General features: G+C 43.9%; 29 protein-coding genes and 1 tRNA gene. 29 read left to right on the top strand and 1 reads right to left on the bottom strand.

Annotation, left to right across the window (positions count from 1 at the left end; translation table 11 throughout):
* Positions 1–15: 15 nt before the first annotated feature.
* The 11 genes from D6856_RS02365 to D6856_RS02310 all read left to right on the top strand — a co-directional run bounded on the left by D6856_RS02365 (position 16) and on the right by D6856_RS02310 (position 10,907).
* A complete protein-coding gene (locus tag D6856_RS02365) occupies positions 16–960 on the top strand; it encodes an ABC transporter permease (protein WP_092249724.1) in 945 nt (314 codons plus the stop codon).
* A complete protein-coding gene (locus D6856_RS02360) occupies positions 957–1,778 on the top strand; it encodes an ABC transporter permease (protein WP_120685565.1) in 822 nt (273 codons plus the stop codon). Before D6856_RS02365 ends, D6856_RS02360 begins: the two co-directional genes overlap by 4 nt.
* Complete coding sequence (locus D6856_RS02355; protein ID WP_120685564.1) at positions 1,769–2,569, top strand: ABC transporter ATP-binding protein; 801 nt, start codon at positions 1,769–1,771, stop codon at positions 2,567–2,569. The genes D6856_RS02360 and D6856_RS02355 overlap by 10 nt, the downstream gene beginning before the upstream one ends.
* Position 2,570: 1 nt before the next feature.
* Positions 2,571–3,323, top strand: coding sequence for an ABC transporter ATP-binding protein (locus D6856_RS02350; RefSeq protein ID WP_120685563.1), 753 nt, complete (start codon positions 2,571–2,573; stop codon positions 3,321–3,323).
* 100 nt (positions 3,324–3,423) lie between these two features.
* On the top strand, positions 3,424–3,846 hold the full coding sequence (locus D6856_RS02345) for a hypothetical protein (RefSeq protein ID WP_120685562.1): 423 nt from the start codon (positions 3,424–3,426) through the stop codon (positions 3,844–3,846).
* Positions 3,847–3,961: 115 nt separating this feature from the next.
* Entirely contained in the window at positions 3,962–5,368 is a 1,407-nt protein-coding gene (gene aroE / locus D6856_RS02340) for a shikimate dehydrogenase (RefSeq protein WP_120685561.1), read from the top strand.
* A complete protein-coding gene (locus D6856_RS02335) occupies positions 5,361–6,086 on the top strand; it encodes an epoxyqueuosine reductase QueH (RefSeq protein ID WP_120685560.1) in 726 nt (241 codons plus the stop codon). Before aroE ends, D6856_RS02335 begins: the two co-directional genes overlap by 8 nt.
* Positions 6,087–6,461: 375 nt before the next feature.
* The gene (locus D6856_RS02325; RefSeq protein ID WP_120685558.1) at positions 6,462–7,085 is read left to right on the top strand and encodes a hypothetical protein; all 624 of its coding nucleotides are present in this window, start codon (positions 6,462–6,464) and stop codon (positions 7,083–7,085) included.
* 95 nt (positions 7,086–7,180) lie between these two features.
* Complete coding sequence (gene argS, locus D6856_RS02320; RefSeq protein WP_120685557.1) at positions 7,181–8,950, top strand: arginine--tRNA ligase; 1,770 nt, start codon at positions 7,181–7,183, stop codon at positions 8,948–8,950.
* A 279-nt stretch (positions 8,951–9,229) separates the two neighbouring features.
* On the top strand, positions 9,230–10,570 hold the full coding sequence (locus D6856_RS02315; RefSeq protein WP_120685556.1) for an MATE family efflux transporter: 1,341 nt from the start codon (positions 9,230–9,232) through the stop codon (positions 10,568–10,570).
* A 43-nt stretch (positions 10,571–10,613) separates the two neighbouring features.
* Positions 10,614–10,907 carry a hypothetical protein gene (locus tag D6856_RS02310; protein ID WP_120657643.1) on the top strand — a complete coding sequence of 98 codons (294 nt, stop codon included), beginning with the start codon at positions 10,614–10,616 and terminating at the stop codon, positions 10,905–10,907.
* Between the two features lie 92 nt (positions 10,908–10,999).
* On the opposite strand, the gene D6856_RS02305 is transcribed toward D6856_RS02310, so the two are convergent.
* Positions 11,000–11,073 (bottom strand) — tRNA-Met (locus D6856_RS02305).
* 156 nt (positions 11,074–11,229) lie between these two features.
* On the opposite strand from D6856_RS02305, the gene D6856_RS02300 reads away from it, so the two are divergent.
* The 18 genes from D6856_RS02300 to prfA all read left to right on the top strand — a co-directional run bounded on the left by D6856_RS02300 (position 11,230) and on the right by prfA (position 26,464).
* A complete protein-coding gene (locus tag D6856_RS02300; protein ID WP_120685555.1) occupies positions 11,230–12,540 on the top strand; it encodes an alpha-amylase family glycosyl hydrolase in 1,311 nt (436 codons plus the stop codon).
* A gap of 71 nt (positions 12,541–12,611) precedes the next feature.
* A complete protein-coding gene (locus D6856_RS02295; RefSeq protein WP_120685554.1) occupies positions 12,612–14,513 on the top strand; it encodes an EAL domain-containing protein in 1,902 nt (633 codons plus the stop codon).
* Positions 14,510–14,947, top strand: a complete 438-nt coding sequence (locus D6856_RS02290) for a hypothetical protein (protein ID WP_092250033.1) — start codon at positions 14,510–14,512, stop codon at positions 14,945–14,947. Before D6856_RS02295 ends, D6856_RS02290 begins: the two co-directional genes overlap by 4 nt.
* 1 nt (position 14,948) lies before the next feature.
* Entirely contained in the window at positions 14,949–15,512 is a 564-nt protein-coding gene (locus tag D6856_RS02285; protein WP_120685553.1) for a GNAT family N-acetyltransferase, read from the top strand.
* Positions 15,513–15,621: 109 nt separating this feature from the next.
* On the top strand, positions 15,622–16,140 hold the full coding sequence (locus D6856_RS02280) for a CarD family transcriptional regulator (protein WP_092250039.1): 519 nt from the start codon (positions 15,622–15,624) through the stop codon (positions 16,138–16,140).
* A gap of 73 nt (positions 16,141–16,213) precedes the next feature.
* The gene (locus D6856_RS02275; protein ID WP_158588796.1) at positions 16,214–17,407 is read left to right on the top strand and encodes an alanyl-tRNA editing protein; all 1,194 of its coding nucleotides are present in this window, start codon (positions 16,214–16,216) and stop codon (positions 17,405–17,407) included.
* Between the two features lie 28 nt (positions 17,408–17,435).
* Positions 17,436–18,152 (top strand): AzlC family ABC transporter permease, encoded by a 717-nt coding sequence (locus D6856_RS02270; protein WP_120685551.1) that lies wholly within the window; start codon positions 17,436–17,438, stop codon positions 18,150–18,152.
* A complete protein-coding gene (locus D6856_RS02265) occupies positions 18,145–18,450 on the top strand; it encodes an AzlD domain-containing protein (RefSeq protein ID WP_092250048.1) in 306 nt (101 codons plus the stop codon). The genes D6856_RS02270 and D6856_RS02265 overlap by 8 nt, the downstream gene beginning before the upstream one ends.
* Before the next feature lie 59 nt (positions 18,451–18,509).
* Entirely contained in the window at positions 18,510–19,061 is a 552-nt protein-coding gene (ispF, locus tag D6856_RS02260) for a 2-C-methyl-D-erythritol 2,4-cyclodiphosphate synthase (protein WP_120685550.1), read from the top strand.
* 48 nt (positions 19,062–19,109) lie between these two features.
* A complete protein-coding gene (cysS, locus tag D6856_RS02255; RefSeq protein ID WP_120685549.1) occupies positions 19,110–20,531 on the top strand; it encodes a cysteine--tRNA ligase in 1,422 nt (473 codons plus the stop codon).
* Positions 20,516–20,950 carry a Mini-ribonuclease 3 gene (locus tag D6856_RS02250; RefSeq protein WP_092250057.1) on the top strand — a complete coding sequence of 145 codons (435 nt, stop codon included), beginning with the start codon at positions 20,516–20,518 and terminating at the stop codon, positions 20,948–20,950. Before cysS ends, D6856_RS02250 begins: the two co-directional genes overlap by 16 nt.
* An 82-nt stretch (positions 20,951–21,032) precedes the next feature.
* Positions 21,033–21,782, top strand: a complete 750-nt coding sequence (rlmB, locus tag D6856_RS02245) for a 23S rRNA (guanosine(2251)-2'-O)-methyltransferase RlmB (protein ID WP_120685548.1) — start codon at positions 21,033–21,035, stop codon at positions 21,780–21,782.
* A 3-nt stretch (positions 21,783–21,785) separates the two neighbouring features.
* Entirely contained in the window at positions 21,786–22,412 is a 627-nt protein-coding gene (gene sigH / locus D6856_RS02240) for an RNA polymerase sporulation sigma factor SigH (protein ID WP_120685547.1), read from the top strand.
* A 60-nt stretch (positions 22,413–22,472) separates the two neighbouring features.
* Complete coding sequence (locus D6856_RS02235) at positions 22,473–23,042, top strand: zinc ribbon domain-containing protein (protein WP_120685546.1); 570 nt, start codon at positions 22,473–22,475, stop codon at positions 23,040–23,042.
* A gap of 155 nt (positions 23,043–23,197) precedes the next feature.
* Entirely contained in the window at positions 23,198–23,404 is a 207-nt protein-coding gene (rpmE, locus tag D6856_RS02230) for a 50S ribosomal protein L31 (RefSeq protein ID WP_092249897.1), read from the top strand.
* A gap of 74 nt (positions 23,405–23,478) precedes the next feature.
* Entirely contained in the window at positions 23,479–24,462 is a 984-nt protein-coding gene (locus D6856_RS02225) for a DUF1385 domain-containing protein (RefSeq protein WP_092249894.1), read from the top strand.
* 37 nt (positions 24,463–24,499) lie between these two features.
* Positions 24,500–25,342: a peptide chain release factor N(5)-glutamine methyltransferase gene (gene prmC / locus D6856_RS02220; protein ID WP_120685545.1), complete on the top strand. Its 843-nt coding sequence runs from the start codon at positions 24,500–24,502 to the stop codon at positions 25,340–25,342.
* A 54-nt stretch (positions 25,343–25,396) separates the two neighbouring features.
* Complete coding sequence (gene prfA / locus D6856_RS02215) at positions 25,397–26,464, top strand: peptide chain release factor 1 (RefSeq protein ID WP_120685544.1); 1,068 nt, start codon at positions 25,397–25,399, stop codon at positions 26,462–26,464.
* Positions 26,465–26,540: the final 76 nt, after the last annotated feature.

The following is a 26,540-nucleotide window of genomic DNA, read 5'->3' as shown; positions in this document are numbered from 1 at the left end:
GCGGGGAATACGCGTATGAAATATATCATTAAAAAAATTATTTCCATGATAATTACTTTAGTGGTGGTTTCTCTATGCGTATTCCTCGCTTTTAGTATTATTCCGGGAGATCCGGCACTTAGGATGCTCGGAACGGAGGCTTCTCCCGAGCTTATTGCTCAGACAAGGGAGAGAATGGGACTTAACGATCCCTTTTTTATCAGATATTTCAGATGGTTTACGGCTTTTCTTCACGGTGATATGGGTACGAGCTATAACTACAGTGTCCCTGTATCCGGCATGATCCTTGGCAAGATCCCGATCACGCTCACGATGGCCGTAATGTCTTTTTTACTTACAATCTTGATCTCAATTCCCTTCGGTATTATCACCGCCAAGCACGAGGGTGGTATTCTTGACAGAGTTATCACGGTGTTCAACCAGATAGTTATGGCAATTCCGCCTTTCTTTTCGGGAATCCTTATAAGCTTTGTGTTTGGAATGGTGCTCAGATTCTTTACTCCCGGGGGATTTATCTCATATAAAGACGATTTCGGCGGATTTATCAGGTATCTGATCTTTCCTGCCGTTGCGGTTGCGCTTCCCAAGATAGCAATGACGGTTAAGATGCTAAGGGGCAGCGTTATAGATGAGGCGGCAAAAGATTATACGAGAACCGCCTACAGTAGAGGCAACAATACTAACGGAGTGCTGTACAGGCACGTTTTAAAGAATGCGCTCATTCCTGTCATCACCTTCCTTGGAATGGTGCTTGCGGACATGATTGCGGGAAGTATCGTAATTGAGCAGGTTTTCAGCATACCCGGTATAAGCAGGATACTTCTAACAAGTATCAGCAACAGAGACTACCCGGTTGTGGAAGCGATAATCATGGGCATTGCGATCGTGGTTATCGTGACCAATCTTTTGGTTGATATCATTTACAGAATAATCGATCCGAGAATAGGCATTGAAGAATGAAGAACTTAAACAGGACTTTTAAAAAGATACGGAAAGACCCATATATGTTGTTTGGGCTTATAATAACCGGAATTATCCTTTTGATGATAATTGTCGGTCTGTTTTGGATGCCTTATGAACCGACCAAGATGAGTGCGTCCGAAAAGCTTCAGGGAATCTCTTTTAAACATATCATGGGTACCGACAACATGGGACGTGACGTGTTCAGCAGGGTTATGTACGGAAGCAGGGTGACGCTCCTTATAGCGATCGGAACCGTAACGATCGGCGCGGTGCTCGGTACTGCGATCGGCGCGCTTACAGGGTATTTCGGCGGCGTGTTTGACGAAGTTATCATGAGAGTTATCGATGCTCTTTTTGCATTCCCCAGCATTCTTCTTGCGCTTGTAATCGTCAGTGTTTTCGGAACGGGATGGGTCCAGCTTCTTATGTCACTTGGAATAGCGTTTATCCCAAGCTTTGCCAGGATCGTAAGGGGCGAAGTGCTTAGGTGCAGGAACATGGATTATGTTGCGAGCGCCAAGCTTCAGGGTGTATCCGATGTCAGAATGATATTTGTGCACATACTTCCCAATATCAAGGGAGTTATGGCTTCTTCGATACTTATTGGATTTAATAATGCGGTACTTGCTGAAGCGGGACTTAGCTATCTCGGAGTAGGTTCACAGCCTCCGTACGCAAGCCTTGGTAAGATGCTGTCTGATGCGCAGCAGTACATGTTTACAACGCCGAGCTATTGTCTGTGTCCCGGTGTTGTTATTGTGCTTATGGTGCTTGGTTTTTCATTCTTGGGAGAGGGGATCAGAAGATGGGAATAATACTTGATGTAACTGATCTTCATATTGAATTCCACGATCACGACGAGCCTGAGACGGTCGTTGAGGATTTTGATCTCATGCTTGAAGAGGGCGAGATCGTCGGTATTGTCGGAGAGTCCGGTTCCGGAAAGAGTATGAGTGCTCTTGCGATAGCGGGGCTTCTTAACAGACATGCTCTTAAAAAGACAGGAAGGATCATGTTTAACGGCGATGATCTTCTTACCTGCGACAGAGCGACGCTCCGTTCTTATCAGGGCGATGAGATCTCTATGATCTTCCAGGAGCCCATGACGAGCCTTAATCCGGTTAAAAGAATCGGCTGGCAGGTTGAGGAATCTCTTTTTATCCATCATCCCGATATCGATAAAAAAGAGCGTAAGAAAAGAGCGATAGAGATGCTTAAGGCGGTTGGACTAAATGATGCCGAGAACATCTACTACATGCATCCGCATGAGCTTTCGGGCGGTATGAGGCAGAGAGTCATGATCGCGGCTGCAATGATAGGCGATCCCAAGATCCTTATAGCGGACGAGCCCACGACGGCGCTTGATGTCACGGTTCAGGCTCAGATCGTTGAGCTTCTTAAAAAGATCAACAAAGAGAGGGGAACCTCGATCATCTTCATATCGCATGACCTTAGCCTTGTAAGCCAGCTTTGCGAGAGGGTCATAGTCATGCAGAAGGGTAATATCGTTGAGAGCGGCAAGACATCTAGAGTCTTTTCCAATCCGACGGATATTTATACCAAGAAGTTGATCGCTGCCATCCCTAAGATTGATATCGGAGAGTAATATGGGCGAAACGGTGCTTAGAGCAAAAGACCTAAATGTCTTTTACAAAAACAGAAAAAGAAAGCTCTTTTCGGGCAGTAGAAAGATACAGATTCTTCATGATGTCTCTTTTGAAATGGGAGAAGGCACGGTTCTTGCCATTGCGGGAGAATCGGGCTGCGGTAAGTCGACGCTTGCGCGTGCCATTGTCGGCATAAACAAGGACTATACGGGCGAGCTGTGGCAGAAGTACAGCGGACCGCAGATGGTCTTCCAGGATCCCTACAATTCTCTTAATCCTGCGAAGAAGGTGGGCTGGCTCTTGGAGGAGCCTCTCAAAGTCGACAAGACGAGGAAGTGGACCAAGGAAGAGCGCCTTGCCAAGGTAAAAGAGATCATGAAGGAGATCGAGCTTCCGCTTGAAATGCTTGAAAGATATCCTTCGCAGTTATCAGGCGGACAGAGGCAAAGAGTCTGCATTGGAATCGCGCTTATGAGAGAGCCAAGGCTCCTTATCGCGGACGAGCCGGTATCTGCCTTGGATGTTACGATACAGGCGCAGATCATGGAACTTCTTCGTTCGCTTCACAAGAGACTTGGCATTTCCATCATATTTATTTCGCATGACCTTCGCGTAGTGTATCAGATAAGCGATCATGTGATGATCATGAGGAACGGAAAGGTCGTGGAATACGGCGAAACGAAGGATGTATACCGAAATCCTCAGGCAGATTATACAAAAGAGCTTTTGACGGCCGCGGGAATCAGAAAATAAGCGGCTTTAGAATTATTTAAGATTTAATTCAGTTAATTTATCTGGGTTTACGCCGATATATATTATGTAATACCAAAATCTCGGAAAGGAGGATGTATTTATGGCATACAATACAATAAATGGCTTTGCACCTAAGTACAATGCATATAATATCCCCTCCGCGATAGACGGTGATATCGGTGTAAGGCCTGAAGCAGCTAATCCCGGCGCAATAAGTCCCGACACCAAGGGAGCGGAGGCGCAGCCCAGGGAGGCACAGCAGGGACCGTTTGAAGGCCCCAAGCCTATACGTGAAGATATATTCGGAGAAAGCGTATCGTTATCGATAGGTGAAGGAACCGCGGATTCTTCCTACATGACTTACGGCGGACTTGCATCCGAAGACATGAAGCGCGCCATTTCCGGAATGCAGAAGGATTCTATCCTCCAAGAGTATCAGTACTTCGTAGGAAAAGATCTCTCCGGAAAGACCGGCAACATCATCACCAGCTCGGACGACGGTGTCGTTCTAAAGCTTGGATAATACGAATTCAAAGAGGCCCTATTGTAGGGCCTCTTTTTTTGCGCCCGCTTGATTGTGCGTGGATTTAAATGTACAATTTATCAAGGACTAAAGAGATTTACTTCGGAGGAAGTTTATGAATTATACAGACGGAAATACGCTGACATGTGGGCTTATCGGAAATCCGGTACATCACACAATGTCACCGCTTATACACAATTCAATAGCGCAGATGAAGGGCATTAACCTTGTTTATGTTCCCTTTGAAGTTCCGAAGGGCGGCGTGAAAAATGCCGTAAGAGGCGCAAATGCGCTCGGTATAAAAGGCCTTAACGTGACGGTTCCGTACAAGAGCGATGTTATCGACCATCTTGTGGAGATAGATCCTCTTGCGGAGGGTATCGGCGCGGTCAATACTCTTGTTAGATGCGAGGGTGGTTTTAAGGGCTACAACACAGATATGACGGGACTTTACCATGCCATGCAGGACGAGGGTATAGTTCTTGACGGACAGACTGTCGTAATTCTCGGAGCCGGCGGCGTTGCAAGACCTGTGGCATATCTTTGCGCTACTAAGGGTGCAAGGAAAGTCTACGTTCTTAACAGAACTTACGAGAAAGCTGAGAATGTGGCAAAAGAGGTAAATGAAGCTCTCGACGAAGACCTTGGAGATAAGGTTATTCCTATGCCGCTTGATTCTTATAAAGAACTCCTTTCAAAAGAAGACAGCTTTTTTGCCATCCAGTGCACGTCGGTAGGTCTTTTCCCCGATGTTAACAGTGCGGTTATCGAGGAAGAGGAGTTCTACAAGCATGTGAATGCGGCGCTTGATGTTGTTTATAAGCCGCTTGAGACTAAGTTTATGAAGCTGGCAAAAGCAGCGGGAGCAAAGACATTTTCAGGACTAAAGATGCTTCTTTACCAGGGGATAGATGCTTTTGAACTTTGGTTTGAGGAGGATAATATCAAGATCAGCAAGGAAGAGGCTGACATAATCTATAAGTCGCTTGTCATGGATGTTATGGGAGCAACCAATATCATTCTTGAAGGCTTTATGGGAAGCGGCAAGACTACCGTGTCCGAGCTTCTTTCAGAGGAGCTTGACCTCGAGCTTATCGATACCGACGAAGCGATTTCGGAGGCTGAGGGCTGCTCAATTTCCGAGATCTTTGACGTTCAAGGTGAGCAGGCTTTCAGAGATATGGAGACCGATCTGATCAAGATGCTTGTAGATGAGCATGTAAGAGAGACGGTTATTTCCTTGGGCGGCGGCTTACCCGTAAGAGCAGAAAATCGTGAGCTTCTTAAGAAATGCGGTAAAGTTATTTACCTTAAGACAAGCCCCGAGGAAGTATATAACAGGATAAAAGATGATACTTCACGCCCGCTTCTTCGCGGCGACGATCCGCTTTCCAAGATAAAGAAGATGCAGGAAGATCGCGGCGGTTTCTATGAGGAAGCAGCTGATATCATTATCGACACCGATGGAAAGACTCCAAAAGAGATTGTTAGTGAGATTATAGGAAGTCTTGGCATTGAATAAAAGAAATTATTACAAAGAACTGGAAAATAAAATAGATGAGTTTCAAAAAAACGGCGTGGTGCCAAAGCTTCTTTTGCATGTGTGCTGTGCGCCCTGCTCTTCTCATTGTCTTGAGTTTTTGAGGCAGTATTTTGACGTGACGGTTTTCTTTTACAACCCGAATATCACTGAGGATAAGGAATATCACAAGAGAGTCGCTGAGGAAAAGAGACTGATAGAGGAGTACAATCGCCAGGTTGAGGAAAAGAACTTTGAAGGAATGCACTCCGATGAGCATGCCAGAAAGATCGACATCATCGAGGGTGAGTACGATCCCAAGGAGTACTTTGAAGCAGTGAAGGGATACGAGGATATCCCCGAGGGAGGCGCTAGGTGCAGGAAGTGCTTTGAACTTCGACTTCGAAAGACCGCGGAAACCGCGGCTTTGAATGACTTTGAGTATTTCACGACTTCGCTGACTATAAGCCCTCTTAAGAACGCCGATGTTTTGAATGAAGTCGGTGAAGAGGCTGCGAAGTTTGTAAATGAGAAGATTGCGGCCGATGATCTGTCCGGAAAAGAGATATCTTTTTTACCGTCAGATTTCAAAAAGAAAGACGGCTACAAGCGGTCGATAGAGCTTTCATGCAGATTCGGCTTATACAGACAGGACTACTGCGGCTGCGGCTTTTCAAAAGCCGAACGCGAAAGACAAAAGGCTGAGGATAAAAGGGATTAACAATGGGGAGCGTTAGAGATAAGAAAAACACCGAAGGATTATGGTTTTGTATTTTTTCTTTGGGATGCTGGATATTATCTAAAATTACAATATATTATTGGCTGAAAGCGCCTATTGTTCTCAATCCGTTTGATGATGGATTTTATCATGATGACAGCGGGATTATTTTTTCAATTTTGTTATTTATGATAGTGGCATATATATTGGCCATTGTGGTACGCAAGGTACATCCGGACAATATATTCGGGAAGGTGCTTGCGTGTATATATATGATTGAGGTCACGGCGATAGTTGTGATCATAATCGGTCTTTTTACATGGTGGAGCTGATAAAGTGCCGTCAGGTAGTTAATTATATTGGTTTTAGGAGTTTAAAATGGGGAAAGAAATAAAACACGATCCGATAACGGGCGAGCCGATGCTTGCTACGGAGGATCTAAGCCAGGCGCAGCTTGATCCGGTGCTTGAGCTAAAGCTTACGCAGGAAGAGTATGCGAAAAGACAGCAGAATATGATACCGCCTGTAGGATACGCAGGACAGATGGGACCGATGCCGCAGGCAGGACAGGCGATTCGACCGGGCATGGTACCGCCTTTGGTACCTAAGGCAATGCGGGCAAACGGCATATGGACACCTGAAAAAGCACAGTATGTGGCGCAGAAAAAGATCAAAGACAATATGAGTAAGGGTGCACTTTGGTTATGTATCATTTCTTTGGGCCTTTGGTTGACCCTTAGAGTGATTTTCGCTGCACTTATTGCTGACGATAGCATACTGGATTCGTTTTTATATTTTTTATCTGACAATCTTAATCCACTCCAATCTGCTGTGGTAATCTTGCTAATGCTTTTTGCTCTTGTTTTTGTACCGTACATTTTACTGATAATTACGAGGGTTAAGTACAAATACAATAAGTTTGGAAAGGTTCTGCAATGGGTTTACATCGGTGAGATCGCATTATTTGTTGTTCTGGTCAGATTTGTTGCTCTGTTTTTGTAACAGCAATGTTTTGACGTTGCAGGAGATAAAAGATTTTGATAAAATCGTGTAGTCTATTTATGAAAAGAAAAAGCTTTTAGAAAGAAGGTTTTGATTTGGATAAAGTATTAGAGATTATTTCGAAGGAAGTCGGAGACGCATTTGAAAAGGCAGGATATGACAGGGAACTCGGAAGAGTAACCATTTCCAACAGACCCGACCTTTGCGAGTATCAGTGTAACGGAGCGATGGCAGGTGCCAAGAAATACGGCAAGGCTCCTTTCATGATCGCTGATGATGTTGCGGCGAATCTTGCAGGCAATGAGATGTTTGAAAAGGTTGAGTCCGTTAAGCCCGGATTCCTTAATATCATAGTAAGCGGCGATTTCGCAAGAAGCTATATAGTTAAGATGCTTCACGAAAAGCACATGGGTGTTACAATGTCCGGCCACGAGCCTACATACATCATTGATTACGGCGGACCCAACGTTGCGAAGCCTCTTCACGTAGGTCACCTTCGTTCAGCCGTTATCGGAGAGAGTATCAAGAGAATCCTCCGTTATACGGGTAACAAGGTTATCGGCGATGTGCATCTCGGAGACTGGGGACTTCAGATGGGACTTGTTATCACAGGCCTCAAGGAGAGAAAGCCCGATCTTTGCTACTTTGATCCCGATTATACAGGTGCATATCCCAAGGAAGCACCTTTCACCGTATCCGAGCTTGAGGAAATCTATCCCGCAGCCAGCAAGAAGTCCAAAGAGGACGAGGCTTACAAGGCAGAGGCAATGGAAGCTACCAAGCTTTTGCAGGACGGATACAAGCCTTACAGAGCTCTTTGGCACCACATCCTGAATGTGTCTGTTGAAGACCTTAAGAAGAACTACAGCAAACTCGGAGTTTCTTTTGACCTCTGGAAAGGTGAGTCAGATGCTCACGTTGCGATCCCGGATATGGTTGAGTACATGAAGACCAAGGGCTATGCGCATGAGAGCCAGGGTGCTCTTGTAGTTGACGTTGCTGAGGAAACAGATACAAAAGAGATCCCGCCTTGCATGATCCTTAAATCAGACGGAGCTTCTTTGTACAACACAACCGATCTTGCAACTATCAGACAGCGTATGGATGAAAATCATCCAGAGGGAATCATCTATGTCGTTGATAAGAGACAGGAACTCTACTTTACACAGGTGTTCCGCTGCGCAAGAAAGACCAAGCTTGTTATGCCCGAGACCGAGCTTCATTTCGTAGGCTTCGGTACTATGAACGGCGCTGACGGCAAGCCCTTCAAGACAAGAGAAGGCGGCGTAATGCGTCTTGAGAATCTTATCGCAGAGATCGATGAGAAGATGCTCGGCAGGATCAAAGAGGGTAATCCCGATATCTCTGATGAGGAGGCAAAAGATACAGCTCACAAGGTTGCGGTTTCCGCGATCAAGTACGGCGATCTTTCCAACCAGCCTTCCAAGGATTATATTTTTGATATAGATAAATTCACTTCATTTGAGGGAGATACAGGCCCGTACATTCTTTACACAATGGTTCGTATCAAGTCGATCCTTAAGAAGTATGAGAACGAGGGCGGAAGCGTCAAGGACGCTAAGCTCGGCAACCCCGACAGCGATGCAATGAAGAGCCTTATGCTCATCATCACAAGATTTGCGGACGCCATCGAGAGCGCTGCCAAGGATCTTTCTCCCAACAGAGTTTGCGCTTATATCTATGAGCTCAGTAATGCATTTAACAGCTTCTATCACGGAACCAAGATCCTTTCGGAAGCTGACGAAGATAAGAAGAGCAGCTATATCGCCCTCCTTTCAATAACACTTAAAGTTCTTGAAACAGGAATCGATTTACTTGGATTTAGTGCGCCTGAAAGGATGTGAGCGATAAAAGTCATGAGTAAACACAGTTTTTTTGTGCTTGCACAATAAAAACTGTGTTTATGAAAGGACTGAACGTACATGAGGAAAAAGACATGCGAACGTAGAGAGCAGGTCGATTTCCGAGGCCAGTAGTACTTAACGAGGTACGAGTTTAGTACTACTCCCACAGCGTGCTGTACGTAGGATTGCGAGAATGCGAAGCATGTAGCAATCCGTATTATCGCGAACAAGCACATATAATTATTGTTTTTTCTAATTGGAATATTGTAGGATAATGCCATGAATGAAAAAAATCATATGTTCAGCAACAGGCAACTTTTCCTGTTGCTGATTCCTATTATAGCGGAACAATTTCTGACCTCCCTTATGGGTATGGCGGACTCAATGATGGTTAGTACCGTCGGTCCGGCAGCTCTTTCCGGAGTGTCTCTTGTTGACGCGGTAAACTTGCTTGTCGTGCAGGCTTTTAATGCCATGGCGACAGGCGGTGTCATCATCTGCTCCAACTATATCGGCCAGAGAAATCTCAAAAAAGCCAATGACTCGGCAAGACAGGTAATCCTTGTTTCGCTCTCAATCTCGCTTTTTATGACAATTCTCGGCCTTGTTTTCAGAAACGGCCTGTTAAGCCTTATATTTGGTGAGGTTGAGGCTGATGTCATGAGAGCATCGCAGATTTATTTTCTTTTGACCATATTGTCGTATCCGTTTGTTGCACTTGCGGCGGCAGGTAGCGCCATATTCAGATCACAGTCCAATACAAGACTTCCCATGAATATCGCTATTATCTCCAATTTATTAAACGTTGCCGGAAATGCGACACTTATTTATGTATTTAAGATGGGAGTTGCCGGTGCTGCGACTTCAACACTCGTTTCCAGAATATTTAATGCTGTAGTTCTTTTGATCCTTCTTAGAAGCGACAAGAATGAGATTTCGGTAAAAGACTATCTGAAGATCCGTCCTCACAGGCACAGTATCAAGAAGATACTTGCGATGGGCGTGCCCAACGGAATAGAAAATTCGATGTTCCAGTTTGGAAGACTTGCGATACAGTCATCCGTTTCAACGCTAGGAACAATAGCGATAGCGGCGCAGTCAATGACGGTTATCCTTGAGAACGTCAATGGCGTTGCCGGAGTCGGAGTAGGAATCGGTCTTATGACGATAGTAGGACAGTGCCTCGGCGCCGGACAAAAAGATGAGGCGATCTACTATACCAAGAAGATGATAAAGTGGGGCTACATTGCTATAATTGTAAGCTGCCTTATAGCTTATGCGATAGCTCGTCCTGTTACAACTCTTGCGGGAATGCCCGCCGAGAGCGCAAGGCAGTGCCTTTATATGATGGGCTGGGTTACGATATTTAAGCCTATTTTGTGGGCACCTTCATTTATAACCGCTTACGGTATGAGAGCAGCGGGGGACGTTAAGTTCTCTATGCTTGTGTCAACACTTACCATGTGGCTTTGCAGGGTTACACTTGCGACTTACCTAATTCGTGTAGCACATATCGGCGCTATGGGTGTTTGGATCGGTATGTTCAGCGATTGGGGACTTCGCGCGATCATATTTACCATCCGCTTTATAAGTAAGAAGTGGATACATAAAGTTGTTTAAAAGGTAGGATACTTGGCAAATATATTATTTGGAGGAAAAAGAAATGGCAGACTTTGTTAACATCGATCCCGAGGAGGATGCACTTGCGTATCGCTATGATACACAGCTTCTTATTGACAGAAGAGACGAGGACCTTGATGAGGATGCGATAACGGATTACATCACTGAGAACTTTGAGGGAAACAGTCTCATAGTCGCAGGCGACGAGGATCTTATCAAGATCCACTTCCACACAAACTATCCTTGGAAGGTACTTGAATACTGCAACACAGTCGGAGAAATCTACGACATTGTAGTAGAAGATATGGTAAGACAGTCCGCAGGACTTCAGGGATAAAAACATAAACTCCGCAAGGATGTGTAAATAGCACAGCTTTGCGGAGTTTTTTGAATTAAAAAACCTCGAAAGCAAATGCTTTCGAGGTTTAGTAGCGAGAGGGGGATTCGAACCCTCGACACCGCGGGTATGAACCGCGTGCTCTAGCCAACTGAGCTATCTCGCCATATATGTCAAAGCTGCATGTCACAGCCGACTTAGATAATATAACTCAGCAGGGGCACTGTTGTCAACAAGGAATTTGGAAAAAAAGACAGAAATCGGTATATAATATTTTATATACACGTTTGGAAGTAAATCAACCATATGAGGGGGCTAAAATATGTGGGCTTATGAGACTTCTTTTTACCAGATCTATACGCTGGGTTTTTGCGGAGCGCCGTTTGAAAACGACGGAAAACTCGAGCACAGAATACTCAAGGTGATCGACTGGATTCCGCATCTTAAAAAGCTCGGAGTGGGAGCTGTTCTTTTTAATCCAATATTTGAATCGGATACGCATGGCTACAATACAAGGGACTATCACAAGATTGATATAAGGCTCGGAACAAATGAGGATTTTGCCAAGGTCTGCAAGGCGCTTCATAAAGAGGGAATCCGCATAATCTTAGACGGTGTGTTTAATCACGCGGGCCGCGGTTTCTTTGGATTCCAAGATGTCCTTGAGAAAAGATGGGACTCTCCGTACAAAGACTGGTTCAATATAAACTTTGACGGGAACAGCAATTACAACGACGGCCTTTGGTACGAAGGCTGGGAGGGTAATTACGACCTTGTAAAGTTTAATCTAAAAAATCCCGCGGTTGCGGATTACCTGATAGACAGCGTAAAGAGCTGGATTGAGGAATTTGATATTGACGGGCTTAGGCTCGATGTGGCTTACTGCCTTGATACCGAGTTTATAAAAAGACTTCGCCGCGAGACGGACAGCTTTAAATCGGACTTTTTCCTTACAGGAGAGATGATAGGCGGAGATTACAACAGGATAATGAGCGATGAGCTGTGCCACAGCGCAACGAACTACGAGTGCTACAAGGGCATGTTTTCTGCGCTTAACAGCATGAATCTGTTCGAAATCATTCATTCTCTTTTGCGCCAGTTCGGACCTGAAAACTGGACGCTATATAAGGGAAGACATCTGATAAGTTTTGTCGACAACCACGATGTCAGCAGGATCGCATCGATACTGAACAGACCCGAGCACCTTAAACTGATCTATACCATAATGTTCGGAATGCCCGGAATTCCCACAGTTTACTACGGAAGCGAGTGGGGAGAAAAAGCCGATAAATCTCAAGGCGATCCGGCACTTCGCCCGTGCTTTGAAAAACCGCAGTGGACCGAGCTTACGGACACAATAGCATCTTTGTGCAAGGCAAAAAACGAATCGAAAGCGCTTAACTACGGCGGCTTTAAGTCACTTCTTTTGACCAACAGACAGTGCATATTTGAAAGGGAGTGCGAGGGCGACAGGGCACTCGTTGTGATAAATGCAGACGAAGGATCTTTTCATGCGAACTTTGATGCAAGAGCCGGAAAGGGTGTGGATCTTATCAGCGGAAAAGAGATTGATTTCGGTGGAGGATTGGAGCTTTCTCCTTACACTGCCTATATCATTTCAAAGCTGCAGTAATTTTGCCTTTGGTTATATTTGGAACCTTGATTTCTGTTGTTGACGTGCAGAAAGTATAATATAATTAGTTTATGGAAATACGTACACCACTTATTGCAATTTTGGTACTTGGAATACTGATATGCATGTATCTTAGAAGGAACATGCCGGAGCTTATTTCTTCGCGAATATATCTATTTTTCCTTATAACCGCTTTTGTAAATGTGCTCTGTGAGATATTTGAATGTACAGTATTCATCTACCTTCATAAGGTCTATGCCGTGCTAAGAAGGTTATCTCAGAATTTCTATATCATAACGCTTCTTATCACTGTTTTTGTCGTGTGCGCATATCTGTGTTCCAAGATCTGCTATAGGTATCGCCGCATGTTCATCTACATGGCGATCATGGCTATTCCCCTTTTAATTGCGATCGGTGTTGTTATAATGGGCGAGATCTCATATTCAAGGACTGCCCCGGGGTACTATTACAGTATCGGATCTGCGATCACATATGCCTATGCCACGGGCTTTGCGTATATCGTAGTTGCTCTTATCGTCGCGTTTATTTATAGGGGAAGGATGAGAAAAGACGAGTTTGCAGCGATCGAGATAGGTCTTTTTATATGGGCATGCATAGCGATCTTCCAGTTCTACACCAAGGGTGTCCAGATCTTTTCGCTTGCCGTAATGGTGATGGCGCTGATTCTTTTTATCTCTCTGGAAAATCCAAAAGAGTTTTATGAAAAGAATATTCCGAATGTAAGAAACAAGGATTCGTTTATATCAATGCTCGCCGAATACTTCGGCTATGAGCGGCCTTTTTACATAATGTCTGTTATTTTTACCGGAAAGACCAAGGTGTTTACCGGAACGGATACGCATGATCTTTTCACGATTCAAGGTGCCGTTGCAAACATGGCTTCAAAAAAGATCGGTATCAGCGGATATCTTTCTGATTGGAACACGCTTAGCTTTATCACCAAGAAAAGAACCAATGTCGAGACATTTATGAATCTCATCAATAATTACAAGGGAGATCTCGGCAATTACAAGATGATCTTTTCCGTGCTCGATATTCCGAGGTGCGTAAAAGAACTTGATAAGACGATGCAGGTTCTGAACTTCGTTTCGGGAGAATATGTGCATACGCAGTCTTCGCCGAATCTTGTTGTCGATCAAAAGATAATTGATAAGATGATCTACAGAAACAGCATTGAGGACGTGGTAAGAGATGCGATAAAGAATAAGAAATTTGAGGTTTATTATCAGCCTATTTTAAATGTAAAAGACGGATCTTTTTCATCTGCGGAAGCGCTTGTAAGGCTGATCAGGCAGGAAGGAGAAGAGTATATTTCTCCGGAAGAATTCGTTCCTATCGCAGAGAAGTGCGGACTTATCATAGAGATGGACGATCTTGTATTTGAGAAAGTTTGCTCTTTTATCACAAGGGAAAAGATATCCGAATATGGCTTAAAGACTATAGAAGTGAACTTGTCGGGCAATGAAGCGGTTGATATAAAGACGCACGACAGGCTCATCTGCAAGATGGAAAAATATAATATCCCGCCTGAATTCATCAATTTCGAGATCACTGAGACGTCATACATCAACAACGACGAGGTATTTAAAGAGAATGTCAAAAGACTCAAAGAAAGAGGCAGCACGTTCTCGATGGACGACTTCGGCTCCGGATATTCCAATCTTTTGGAGCTTCTTAAGATGGATTATCTGCTCGTTAAGCTTGATAAAGAGTTTGTCTGGCAGTGTCTTGACAGCAAGAAGCCCGAGAATTTAAGGATGCTTAAGCATACGATAAATTTCCTTAAGGATTACGGGCTCCACATATTGGCGGAGGGTGTTGAGACCCTGGAGCAGGCCAAGGCGCTTATAGATAACGGGGTTGAGTATTTGCAAGGCTTTTACTATTCAAGACCTGTAAATGAAGCTGATTTCATAGAGTTTCTCAAGGCAAATGAAAGGAGAGCGCAATGAACGAAGGATTGTACGATGCGGTGTTTGGCTGTGGTGAGGACAAGGTTGATCCGTTTATAAATACCAGCGCAAATTTTGAAAGGATCATCTCCGACATGCGTCTTGTAGGCTATGAGATAAACGCATTTAATGTTGTACATCAGATAATGCTTGAGCAGCTTGATGCGATGCTTAAGTTTAAGGGCAAGATCATTGAGTTTGCGATGAATCTGGAGAACAGGGATGATTTTTGCAGAGAAAAATACGGTATTTCTTTTAAGGATATAGATGCACTCGATCCGCAGCATGACATCGAGTTTGACATTAAGAGCGGCAAGGTTATCTTTTATCTTACGGCGGAAGCCGCTCATAAAGAGAGTGCGTATATGACTCTTTTTAAAAAATCTTTTGATGCATTTGAAAAAAAGACAGGATTTAGCTATACGAGCGTGTGATATGAGTATGATACTTGAGACGGACAGATTGATATTAAGGAGATGGACTGAAGATGATGCTTCAGTCCTCTTTAAATATGCAAAGGACAAAAGAGTGGGGCCGGCTGCGGGTTGGCCTGTTCATGAGAGCGAGAAATACAGCCTTGCGATAATAAGGACGGTGCTTAGTAAGGATGAGGTCTATGCTATCTGCTTTAAAGGCGGAAATAACGAGCCTATCGGAAGCATCGGACTTACGTTTTCGGACGGAAGCAACAATGCGACAAAAGATAATGAAGCGGAGCTTGGTTATTGGGTCGGATACCCGTTTTGGAGTAACGGAATTGCGACAGAGGCTGCTGAGGAAATGATAAGACACGGTTTTTCGGATATAGGGCTTGAGAAGATTTACTGTGCTTATTTTTTCGGAAATGAGCAATCGAAGAGAGTGCAGGAAAAGCTAGGTTTTAAGCTAAGTCACGTCAATAAAATGTGCGAAGTAAAGCTGCTTGGCGAGGTTAGATGCGAGCTTGTAAATGTGCTCACAAAATTGGATTGGGAGCTTACAAAAAATACGAAATTATGATATAATGAACTCGTTCTCGCGAGAAAAAAGCGAGCAAAATTTTTTTGTTCTTTGGTGAAAGCGCTTTCAATACGGATAGCAGATTGTTTTTTGAAAAAGGAGGAACAATATGTTAAATGTAGGAGAGTGCGTAATTTACGGTAACCATGGTTTGTGCAAAGTACGTGAAGTACTTGTACCGTCGTTTCTTGAGAGGGGAAATGAGAAGCAGTATTACATGATGGTCTCTGCTGTCGATGCGGGCAGTGTTATCTATGTTCCTGTTGATGGGGCTGACGATAAGGTCCGCGATGTAATGAGCGCTGATGATGCCGAAGAACTTATCGTAGACATTGAAGAAGTGGAAGAGATTGAGCTTCCGGAGGGCAAGAAGGCTGAGCCTGAGATTGCCGCAATTATCAAAAGAAACATTGCCGATGAGATGATGAGGCTTGTGAAGTCGCTTCACAAGATTAAGGCAATTCGTGAATCCGAGGGTAAGAAGTTTGCCGCTCTTAATGAAAAATACTTGAATATCGCTGAAAAGCTTCTTTATACCGAAATGGCTTTTGCACTTAAGACTGAAAAAGATATCATTAAGGACAGAGTTATAACCGAACTTTCACATCTAAACCTTGAGACTGCGTAATACGCAGTCTCTTTTTCATATGAGAGAAAATCGCAAGCGAAAATGTGGCTTATATGATAAAATGTTTATTGCTATGAATAAAACGACTGAACTTTATTATGAAAGTGCATATATAACGGAGTTTGATGCGGAAGTTATCGCGTGTGTCGGTAACGAGGATGGTCGATTTGAGGTGATCCTCGATAGGACGGCGTTTTTTCCTGAGCAGGGCGGGCAGAGTTCTGACCTGGGAGTGCTTCTTGATGATAACGGAAGTACAGTGGATGTGCTTCACGTGTCGATTTCCGAGGAGGACGGCGAGACTGTCATAAGACACATTACGGACGGCGAGGTCGCTGTCGGAAGCAGAGTTCACGGAAGTGTAGACTGGGAGCATAGATTTAACAATATGCAGCAGCACACGGGTGAGCATATTTTTTCGGGTATTGTTTCGAGGAAGTTCGGATATGACAATGTGGGCTTTCACCTAAGCGATTCCGAAGTTACGATGGATTATAACGGTGTTTTGACACCGGAAGATATAAAAGAGATCGAGCTTGAGGTAAACGGGGCCATCTGGGAGAATGTGCGTGTTATCGCGGAGTTCCCCGATAAAGACAGGCTTGATAAGATGGACTATCGCAGCAAGAAAGAGCTGACGGGCGATGTCAGGATCGTTACCGTCGAAGGCTACGATGTTTGTGCTTGTTGCGCACCTCACGTTGAACATACGGGAGAGGTTGGATTACTTAAGGTTGTCGGCCTTCAGAATTACAAAAAGGGCGTCAGAGTCAGTATCCTATGCGGTAAGAGAGCTCTTTTGTTCCTGGAAAAAGAGCATGATATGGTAACAGAGCTGTCGAATAGATTCACAACGTCAGCGGATAAGGTTATCACTTCGGTAAACAAGCTATCCGAGGACAATGACAGTCTGAAAAACAAGCTTAATGCGGCAAACGACAAGCTTATGGAATATGAGCTTGATGCTATAGACAAGGGCCTTTCCGATGTCTTTTTGGTAAAAGAGAAAGAGTTTGATCAAAATCTTATGCGAAATACGGTAAACAAGCTTGCCGCCGAGCATTCGGGCTATTGCGGAGTGTTCGCGGGTGATGATGGCGGTTACATATTTATCATCGCATCGGGTACGGATAAAAAAGACTGCAAAGCTTTGATGGATATGCTTAAATCGGAATTTGACGCTAAGGGCGGCGGAAGCGGCACGATGATACAGGGGAGCATCGGCAGCGTAGATATTTCGGAAGTAATCGAAAAATGCAGTAAATAAGATTATCAATCTCTGAGGATATGAAAAAATGGAAGTTGGAAAAATTAGTGATTTCAGGGACGGATGCAGAGATGCGATTCCTATCTGTCTTGGCTATATAGCGGTTTCTTTTGCGTTTGGAATTGAGAGTTCCAAGATCGGAATGACACCAATTCAATCTATGATGACGTCGCTTCTTAATGTGACGAGTGCAGGACAGTTTTCGGCGCTTTCGATAATCGCGGCGCAGGGAAGCTTTATCGAGCTTATAGTTCTTCAGTTTATTATCAATCTAAGATATATGCTTATGTCGGCGGCTCTTTCGCAGAAACTTGATCCCGAGCTTCCGACGCCTTACAGACTGGGGATTTCATACGGTGTTACCGATGAGATCTTCGGTGTCAGCGTACTTAAAAAGGGCAAGCTATATCCTATGTATTCCTATGGACTTATTTTTATATCGGTATTCGGATGGGTTCTCGGAACGCTTCTTGGCGCCATGGCGGGGCAGATAATGCCTCACAGACTTATCAGTTGCCTGGGGCTTGCAATATATGGTATGTTTATTGCAATCATCGTTCCCGATACGAGGAAAAGTAGTGCTGTAATGGCTGTAGTGGCGTCAGCGATGGCTCTTTCCACACTTTTTACTTACGCACCGATAGTTAATCACATTTCATCGGGATTTAGGATTATAATAGTAACAGTGGCAGTAGCGGCGGCAGCGTCCGTGATCGCGCCGATTAAGGAGGATGCAGATGAGTAAAGTATACGCATACATCCTTGTTATGGCGGTTGTGACTTACGCGATCAGAGCGCTTCCTCTTACTCTTATAAGAAAAGAGATAAAGAGTAAGTTTATCAAGTCGTTTCTGTATTACGTGCCTTACGCAACTTTGGCGGCAATGACTTTTCCGGCTATTTTGTCCGCAACAGATTATTGGATGTCTTCTGTTGTAGGATTTGCGGTTGCCATGGTCCTTGCGTTTAATAAGAAGAGTCTTTTGACAGTTGCAAGCTGCGCGTGTGCGGCAGCCTTCATAGTAGAGCTGTTTATTAGATAACAAATGATTTTAAATATATCACGCCTTTAGGGCGGATATTAGTTTTTCGGAGGAAAAAGATGCATATAGGAATGGGTTATGACGTGCATCGCCTTGTTGAGGGCAGAGACCTTATAATCGGCGGTGTTAATATACCTTACGAAAAAGGACTTCTTGGTCATTCGGACGCAGACGTTCTTTTACACGCGATAATGGACGCGCTACTTGGCGCGGCGGCTCTGGGAGATATAGGAAAGCATTTCCCGGATACGGATCCCAAATATAAAGGTGCCGATTCTGTGGCACTTCTTAGAGAAGTTGGGAAGATGCTTAACGAGAACCACTATCTTATAGAGAATATCGATGCTACAATAATTGCACAGGCTCCCAAGATGAGACCTCATATCGATAAGATGAGAGAGAACATCGCGGAGGCACTTGGAATTGAGCTTTCGCAGATCAATGTCAAGGCTACGACCGAGGAAGGTCTTGGATTTACCGGAAGCGGAGAGGGAATCTCTTCGCAGGCGATATGTCTTTTGACAAGTCCTATTGAGCTTCATACGACCAATGTTACCTTTAATACGGGAGAAGCAAAAGGCAAAAGCTGTTGCGGCGGTTGTGAGCAGTGATGAATGAGACTTTGACAATTATTCTTTTATCAAGGAGATGTAGATAAAATGGCAGCATTTAAGTTTTACAATACACTTACAAGAACGGTTCAGGATTTTGTGCCCAGAGAAGAGGGTAAGGTTACAATGTATACCTGCGGACCTACCGTTTATCACTACGCGCATATCGGTAATATCCGCACATATATTATGCAGGACGTACTTATCAAGTCGCTTATGTATGCGGGCTACGATGTTAAGCGTGTCATGAACATCACTGATGTGGGACATCTTTCATCCGATGCGGACACGGGCGAAGATAAGATGCTTGCGGGTGCTAAAAGAGAGCACAAGAGCGTTATGGAGATCGCTAAGTATTATACGGATGCTTTCTTCAAGGATTTTGATGCTGTAGGAAACAAGCGCCCCGACGTTGTTGAGCCTGCGACCAACTGCATTCCCGAGTTCATAAATATGGTAGAGGTTCTTTTAAAGAAGGGCTATGCCTATGAAGCGGGCGGAAATGTGTATTTTGATACCAGCAAGCTTGATGATTACTATGTTTTCTCATCCGATATCGAGAAGGAACAGCTTCAGGTCGGTGTTCGTGACGATGTTGAAGAGGATACCAACAAGAAGAACAAGACAGACTTTGTTCTTTGGTTTACAAAGTCCAAGTTTGAGGAGCAGGCGCTTAAGTGGGACAGCCCTTGGGGCGTCGGTTATCCCGGCTGGCACATTGAGTGCTCATGCATTTCCATGAAGCATCTCGGAGAATATATCGATATCCACTGCGGCGGTGTTGACAATATTTTCCCTCACCATACCAACGAGATCGCACAGTCAGAGAGCTTCCTCGGACACGAGTGGTGCAAATATTGGTTCCACAGCAATCACTTAAATGATAAATCAGGAAAGATGTCCAAATCCAAGGGCGCGGTACTTACGGTTTCCGTTCTTAAGGAGAAGGGCTACGATCCGCTTGTTTACAGATTTTTCTGCTTACAGTCTCATTATCGTAAGCCTCTCGAATTCTCTTATGAGGCGCTTGATAATGTGACGGGAGCATTTAATAAGCTTATTAAAAAGATTGCCGACCTTAAGGAAGAAGGCAATGTCGATGAGGCAGTTGTAAAGAAGTTTGAGGATGATTTCAGAAACGCCGTTTCCGACGATCTCAACACATCAATGGCCATCACGCTTCTCTATGATGTACTTAAGGCTGATACAAGCGATGCTACCAAGCTCTATCTTGTAAAGAGCTTTGATAAGGTTCTTTCTCTTGATCTTCTCGGACATGCCGCTGCATCCAAGGAGGAAAAAGAGGTTGATCCAGAGCTTGAAGCTTATGTACTCGATGCTATCGAGAGAAGAGCACAGGCAAAGAAGGCAAAAGACTTTGCAACCGCTGACGCTATCCGCGACGAGCTTCTTCAAAAGGGAGTTGAGATCAAGGATACTCGTGAGGGAGTAAAATGGCAGATCATTTAAATGATTATTTGAATGCTAAATTCGGAATAGAAAGTAAGGATATCAGGACTTATTCGCCTCTTACACTTGCTTATATCGGTGATGCGGTCTTTGATGTCATCATCAGATCGATTCTTGTAAACAAAGGAAATACTGCTGTCAACAAGCTCCATAAAAGAGCAAGTGATATTGTAAAAGCCGGCACACAGGCTGCGTTTGTTAAGGCTCTCATGGATGATCTTACCGAGGAAGAAGCTGACGTTTACAGAAGAGGTCGTAACTCCAAGCCGCATACCAAGGCCAAGAACGCAACGACTATGGACTATCTGGATGCAACGGGCTTTGAGGCGGTTATCGGTTACCTTTATCTTACGGATAATATGGACAGGATATGCGAGCTGATAGAGATGGGAATTGAGAAGCTGTCACTTGATATATAAGGAGCCTGCGCATGACTTAAGTAGTTTTTGCAGGTGCCAAGGGATAATATATATCATTTTATTTATGATATGAGGAATTGAAATGGAAGAACAGATTCAGAGCAGGCTGATAGAGGGCAGAAATGCTGTTCTTGAGGCTTTTAGATCAGGTAAAACTATAGACAGACTCTTTGTACTTGAAGGTTGTAAGGATGGACCTGTACAGACTATCCTTAGAGAAGCCAAAAAGCACAAGGATACGCTGGTTAATTTTGTAAAAAAGGAAAGGCTCGACCAGCTTTCCGAGACAGGTAAGCATCAGGGAGTTATAGCATATGCCGCAGCTTATGAGTATGCTGAGATAGAAGATATTTTTGAAAGAGCGGCAGTCAAAAATGAAGATCCTTTTATCATTATCTTGGATAATATCGAGGATCCACACAATCTTGGAGCTATTATCAGAACTGCCAATCTTGCAGGTGCTCACGGAGTTATTATTCCCAAGCACAGAGCGGTTGGACTTACAGCGACTGTTGCCAAGGCTTCTGCCGGTGCAATAAACTATACACCTGTTGCCAAGGTTACCAATATAGTTAAGACAATAGAAGAACTTAAGGACAGAGGTATGTGGTTTGTTTGTGCAGATATGGGCGGAACCAGAATGTATGACCTCAATCTTAAGGGTTCCATTGGTCTGGTTATAGGAAACGAAGGAAGCGGCGTTTCAAGACTTGTTAAAGAAAACTGCGATATGATAGCATCCATTCCAATGAAGGGTGATATTGATTCGCTTAACGCTTCGGTAGCATGCGGAGTTTTGGCGTTTGAAATAGTAAGGCAGAGACTTGGGTGAGCTATGAAAAATAACTACGACGGACAGAGTGATGAACAGCTGATAGTGAAGTTCCATGATGCGGGTGATAAGGAAACCGGCATCATGGATTTTATTATGGACAAATATAAGAACCTTGTTCGCAAAAAGGCTGCTTCCATGTACATCCTCGGTGCCGACAGGGACGACCTTATCCAGGAAGGTATGATAGGTCTTTTTAAGGCTATCAGGGACTACGACATCGGAAGAGACGCCAGCTTCGCCACTTTCGCCGATCTGTGCATCTCAAGGCAGATGTATTCGGCGATAAAAGCTTCTGCAAGGAAGAAACATGCGCCCCTTAACAGCTATATTTCTCTTTATGCTGATAACAAGGACAGTGCAAACGATAGCGAAGTTGCGCTTGAGGACGTGCTTGAATCGGATTCCAGCTCAATCCCTGAGGAGCAGGTGATAGAGCGAGAGAACCTGGAAGACCTCGAGAAGGCAATCGAGCATGAACTTAGCGACTTGGAACGCCAGGTTCTTGACCTGTACATAACCGGAATGACGGTAAAAGAGGTTTCTGCAGTGCTCGGCCGCGACGAGAAATCAACCGACAACGCCATGCAGAGGATAAAGTCTAAGCTTAAGAAGTATCTGAAGAAATAGAAAGATGTTGCATTTTCATACGAACATGTTATAATTCCCTTAACATAAGGAGAAAAAAGTATGAAATGTAACGTATGTGGGATGGAGAATAGCCCGGGAGCGAGCTTTTGCGTAAATTGCGGTCAGCCGCTTATGGGTGATGATATGGTTGTTGAACAGCCGGTTGAAGCTGTTGACAACGTAGGAGCATTTTCGGGAAATGAGCCTGTAGGAAATCCGGAGGTCGTATATACGGGGACGGCAAAGACTATCGGCCCTATGATGACCAAAAAAGAGCTGTTCGATATGCCGGAGTTTAATCAGGCAAACAGTACAATAAACGGTTGGACGATTTTCCTGATCATTATGGGAGTAATAAATATAATATTTGAGCTTTCAATAGCTTTCGTTCCTATCGACGGAGTTCTTATGCTTGTTCTTGGAATCGTTCTTAGAAAGACCAAGAGCCTCGGAGCAGCGATAGGAGTATTGATACTTGGAATTATCTCGCTTGTCGTTGGCATATATACAACCGGAAGACCTGTGGGACTTCTTTATGTGATCGGCGGAGCTATCCTTTGTTCGGTTGCTTCCAAGCTTAAGAATTCATATAATAAGTACCTTGAAACAGGAGAAATATCCTTTGAATAAGCCTCAAGAAAAGGATTTAAAAAGCTGTATTTTATCATATAAAAAATGCTTGCATATGATTTTCAATTATGGTATAGTGATATAGCTGTTGTGAAATAGCACTAACTATAGTTAATTAGAAGATTCATTGAATATAGACAGTGAGGTGAGAAGATATGAAGAACGATATTCAGCCCGAGTTCAACCAGGCTACAGTTACATGCAACTGCGGTAACACATTCACAGTTGGATCAACTAAGTCTGAGATCCACGTAGAAATCTGCTCAAAGTGTCATCCATTCTATACAGGACAGCAGAAGGCTACAGCTGCTCGTGGACGTATTGATAAGTTCAATAAGAAATACGGCATGAACAATCAGTAATTATAAGACATTTAGGAGAGGTTGAGGCTATGGCCTCAACCTCTTTTTACATCACGCTTTAAGAGGTAACAACTATGAAGAGACGTAAAGTAAGTCATTATTCAGGTATAGGCGGACAGGCGGTTCTTGAGGGTGTAATGATGCGCAACAAGGATATGTATGCTGTCGCAGTAAGAAAACCTGATAAGGACATAGCTGTAGAAGTAGATGAATTTCACGGAGTCGCTTACGGAAGTAAACTCCTTAATATACCCTTTGTAAGAGGTGTTTTTGTATTTATCAATTCTCTTATTTTGGGACTCAAGGCGCTCAATTATTCTTCATCATTCTATGAGGAAGAGGATACCAAGCCGACCAAACTTGATGAGAGTATCGATAAGGTTAGCAGCGGACATGAGAATACATTTTTGATGCTCGCAACTACCATTATTTCTTTTGCTTTTGCGATAGTTCTTTTCATGATACTTCCTTATGCTCTTTCTGAGCTTCTTGGTAAGTATGTGAGAAATGCTTCGCTTATAGCGATCATAGAAGGCGTGCTCAGAATCGCTATCTTTATCCTTTATATCCTTTTGATCTCAAGGATGCAGGACATTAAGAGACTGTTTATGTATCACGGCGCGGAGCACAAGTGCATCAACTGTATCGAGAAAGGCAGACCCCTTACTGTAAAGAACGTAAGAAGGAGTTCAAGACTTCACAAGAGATGCGGAAGCAGCTTTATTCTCTTTGTTATGTTTGTCAGCATTATCTTGTTCTTCTTTATTCGAGTTGATTCATATCTTTTGAGAATCGGCCTCAGAATACTGCTTATTCCCGTGATTTCAGGTATTTCCTATGAGATTATCAGACTTGCGGGCAAGACGGATTTTATTCTTGTAAGGATTATTTCAGCACCCGGCCTTTGGCTCCAGAGACTTACGACCAAGGAGCCTGATGATGATATGATAGAGGTAGCCATCAAGTCCGTTGAGGCTGTATTTGACTGGAAGCAATTCCTTAAGGATTCATTCGGATACGAGGTTGACGACAGTTGGCTTCAGGACGATGAGCCTTAAAAATATCCTTTGATCTAACAAAAAAGAGATTTTGTCTATGATATACAAAGATATCTTAGAAAATGGAACAGAGACACTTAAGAGAGCCGGAATCACAGAAGCTAAGCTTGATGCCCGGCTCCTTTTAGAATATGTTTGCGAAACGGATCACAGTACACTTTATGCTCATCCCGACAGAGAAGTGTCGGAGTCTGAAGAGCAGAAGTACAACGAACTTCTTTTAAGAAGGGAAAAGAGAGAACCGGTAGCCTATATACTCGGCAAATGGGATTTTATGGGACTATCTTTTAATGTTTCAAAGGATGTGCTGATACCTGAGCAGGATACTGAAGTTTTGGTTGAAGAGGCGCTTAGATACTGCGAGGATAAGATGAGAATCCTCGATCTTTGCACGGGTTCGGGATGCATTGCACTGAGTCTTCTTAATTACACCAATGAAACTCACGCAGTGTGCACGGATATTTCCAAAGCTGCGCTTAATGTGGCAAAAGAGAATGCGGATTCCCTGGGCTTGGCTGACAGGGCTGAGTTTATTGAGACAGATCTTTTTCCTGAAAAAAACGTCGGAAAATTTGACGTTATAGTATCCAATCCGCCTTATATAGCGACGGAAGTTATAAAGACGCTTGCGCCCGAAGTTAAGGACTACGAGCCGAATCTGGCTCTTGACGGAAGTAAGGACGGACTTGAGTTTTACAGACGAATTGTAAACGGCGCGGGTGAATATCTTTTTTCAAGCGGCTACCTTATCATGGAGATAGGCTACGATCAGGCAGAGGCGGTGAAAGCTCTTTTGACCGAGAACGGGAAGTATCATGACATAGAGGTTATCAAGGATTATGCGGGAAACGACAGAGTAGTGAGAGCCTGCTACTATTAGCGGCGATAGTTTGGCAGCATATTACTTAGTTACTTGTATGAAAAAGGATAGATTATGTTTGACAGATTAGAGGATATATTAAGAAGATATGAGGATATCACGATGGAGCTTAACGATCCGGCCGTTGTTTCGGATCAGGATAAGTTCAGGAGCCTCATGAAGGAACAAAAGAATCTTGAAGCACTTGTTGAGTGCTATCTTGAGTATAAGAAGTGCAATGAGACAATAAGTGACAGTGAATCGATGCTGGATGAAGAGTCCGATGCCGACATGAGAGAGATGCTTAAGGAAGAGCTTTCCGAGGCAAAAGACAAGAAGATAGAGCTTGAGGATAAGCTCAAGATTCTTCTTCTTCCCAAGGACCCCAACGATGAGAAGAATGTTATCGTTGAGATCAGAGCAGGTGTTGGTGGCGACGAGGCGGCTTTATTCGCAGCCGATATGTTCAGAGCATACACGAGGTATGCCGAGAGACAAAACTGGCGTGTGGAGACGATGAGCGTTGAAGATATAGGTATCGGAGGCATTAAGACTGTCAGCTTTATGATCAAGGGAAACGGTGCATATTCGAGGCTTAAATTCGAAAGCGGAGTTCATCGCGTTCAGAGAATTCCCGCGACTGAATCGGGCGGAAGGATTCACACATCCGCAATAACCGTGGCTATCATGCCTGAGGTTGAGGATGTTGAAGTTGATATCGATATGAACGATTGTAAGTTTGATGTGTTCAGAGCTTCCGGTAACGGAGGACAGTGCGTCAATACTACCGATTCGGCTGTAAGACTTACGCATCTTCCCACGGGAATTGTTATTTCCTGCCAGGATGAAAAGAACCAGCAGCAGAACAAGGCTAAGGCGCTCAAGGTTCTTCGTGCCAAGCTATATGAGATGGAAAGGGAAAAGAAGCACAGTGAAGAGTCTCAGCTCAGAAAGAGTCAGGTCGGTTCCGGAGACAGATCCGAGAAGATAAGAACCTACAATTTCCATCAGGGAAGAGTTACCGATCACAGGATCAATCTTACTCTTTATAAGATCGATCAGATCATGGACGGAGATCTTGATGAGATAATTGATTCTCTTATCGCCGCTGATCAGGCGGCTATGCTGGCAGCGAATGAATAAAGTATATCGTTGAAGTAAGTTCTTTTATGTTGTAAAATCAATATATAGTCAACATTTGAATAATAATTCAAACATG

The sequence above is a fragment of the Butyrivibrio sp. XB500-5 genome, from assembly GCF_003625505.1.
GTDB lineage: Bacteria > Bacillota > Clostridia > Lachnospirales > Lachnospiraceae > Butyrivibrio.
This window is presented reverse-complemented; position numbering and strand designations above follow the sequence as displayed.

Bases quoted from the DNA above. Each gene is read 5' to 3' on its own strand.
- D6856_RS02350 (WP_120685563.1), top strand. From the start codon at position 2,571: ATGGGCGAAACGGTGCTTAGAGCAAAAGACCTAAATGTCTTTTACAAA.
- D6856_RS02365 (WP_092249724.1), top strand. From the start codon at position 16: ATGAAATATATCATTAAAAAAATTATTTCCATGATAATTACTTTAGTG.
- D6856_RS02355 (WP_120685564.1), top strand. From the start codon at position 1,769: ATGGGAATAATACTTGATGTAACTGATCTTCATATTGAATTCCACGAT.
- D6856_RS02360 (WP_120685565.1), top strand. From the start codon at position 957: ATGAAGAACTTAAACAGGACTTTTAAAAAGATACGGAAAGACCCATAT.
- rlmB (WP_120685548.1), top strand. From the start codon at position 21,033: ATGGAAGAACAGATTCAGAGCAGGCTGATAGAGGGCAGAAATGCTGTT.
- D6856_RS02275 (WP_158588796.1), top strand. From the start codon at position 16,214: ATGAATAAAACGACTGAACTTTATTATGAAAGTGCATATATAACGGAG.
- aroE (WP_120685561.1), top strand. From the start codon at position 3,962: ATGAATTATACAGACGGAAATACGCTGACATGTGGGCTTATCGGAAAT.
- D6856_RS02310 (WP_120657643.1), top strand. From the start codon at position 10,614: ATGGCAGACTTTGTTAACATCGATCCCGAGGAGGATGCACTTGCGTAT.
- D6856_RS02250 (WP_092250057.1), top strand. From the start codon at position 20,516: ATGGCAGATCATTTAAATGATTATTTGAATGCTAAATTCGGAATAGAA.
- D6856_RS02235 (WP_120685546.1), top strand. From the start codon at position 22,473: ATGAAATGTAACGTATGTGGGATGGAGAATAGCCCGGGAGCGAGCTTT.
- D6856_RS02280 (WP_092250039.1), top strand. From the start codon at position 15,622: ATGTTAAATGTAGGAGAGTGCGTAATTTACGGTAACCATGGTTTGTGC.
- D6856_RS02265 (WP_092250048.1), top strand. From the start codon at position 18,145: ATGAGTAAAGTATACGCATACATCCTTGTTATGGCGGTTGTGACTTAC.
- D6856_RS02315 (WP_120685556.1), top strand. From the start codon at position 9,230: ATGAATGAAAAAAATCATATGTTCAGCAACAGGCAACTTTTCCTGTTG.
- prmC (WP_120685545.1), top strand. From the start codon at position 24,500: ATGATATACAAAGATATCTTAGAAAATGGAACAGAGACACTTAAGAGA.
- rpmE (WP_092249897.1), top strand. From the start codon at position 23,198: ATGAAGAACGATATTCAGCCCGAGTTCAACCAGGCTACAGTTACATGC.
- sigH (WP_120685547.1), top strand. From the start codon at position 21,786: ATGAAAAATAACTACGACGGACAGAGTGATGAACAGCTGATAGTGAAG.
- D6856_RS02295 (WP_120685554.1), top strand. From the start codon at position 12,612: ATGGAAATACGTACACCACTTATTGCAATTTTGGTACTTGGAATACTG.
- D6856_RS02290 (WP_092250033.1), top strand. From the start codon at position 14,510: ATGAACGAAGGATTGTACGATGCGGTGTTTGGCTGTGGTGAGGACAAG.
- D6856_RS02270 (WP_120685551.1), top strand. From the start codon at position 17,436: ATGGAAGTTGGAAAAATTAGTGATTTCAGGGACGGATGCAGAGATGCG.
- D6856_RS02345 (WP_120685562.1), top strand. From the start codon at position 3,424: ATGGCATACAATACAATAAATGGCTTTGCACCTAAGTACAATGCATAT.
- cysS (WP_120685549.1), top strand. From the start codon at position 19,110: ATGGCAGCATTTAAGTTTTACAATACACTTACAAGAACGGTTCAGGAT.
- D6856_RS02225 (WP_092249894.1), top strand. From the start codon at position 23,479: ATGAAGAGACGTAAAGTAAGTCATTATTCAGGTATAGGCGGACAGGCG.
- D6856_RS02285 (WP_120685553.1), top strand. From the start codon at position 14,949: ATGAGTATGATACTTGAGACGGACAGATTGATATTAAGGAGATGGACT.
- D6856_RS02325 (WP_120685558.1), top strand. From the start codon at position 6,462: ATGGGGAAAGAAATAAAACACGATCCGATAACGGGCGAGCCGATGCTT.
- D6856_RS02300 (WP_120685555.1), top strand. From the start codon at position 11,230: ATGTGGGCTTATGAGACTTCTTTTTACCAGATCTATACGCTGGGTTTT.
- ispF (WP_120685550.1), top strand. From the start codon at position 18,510: ATGCATATAGGAATGGGTTATGACGTGCATCGCCTTGTTGAGGGCAGA.
- prfA (WP_120685544.1), top strand. From the start codon at position 25,397: ATGTTTGACAGATTAGAGGATATATTAAGAAGATATGAGGATATCACG.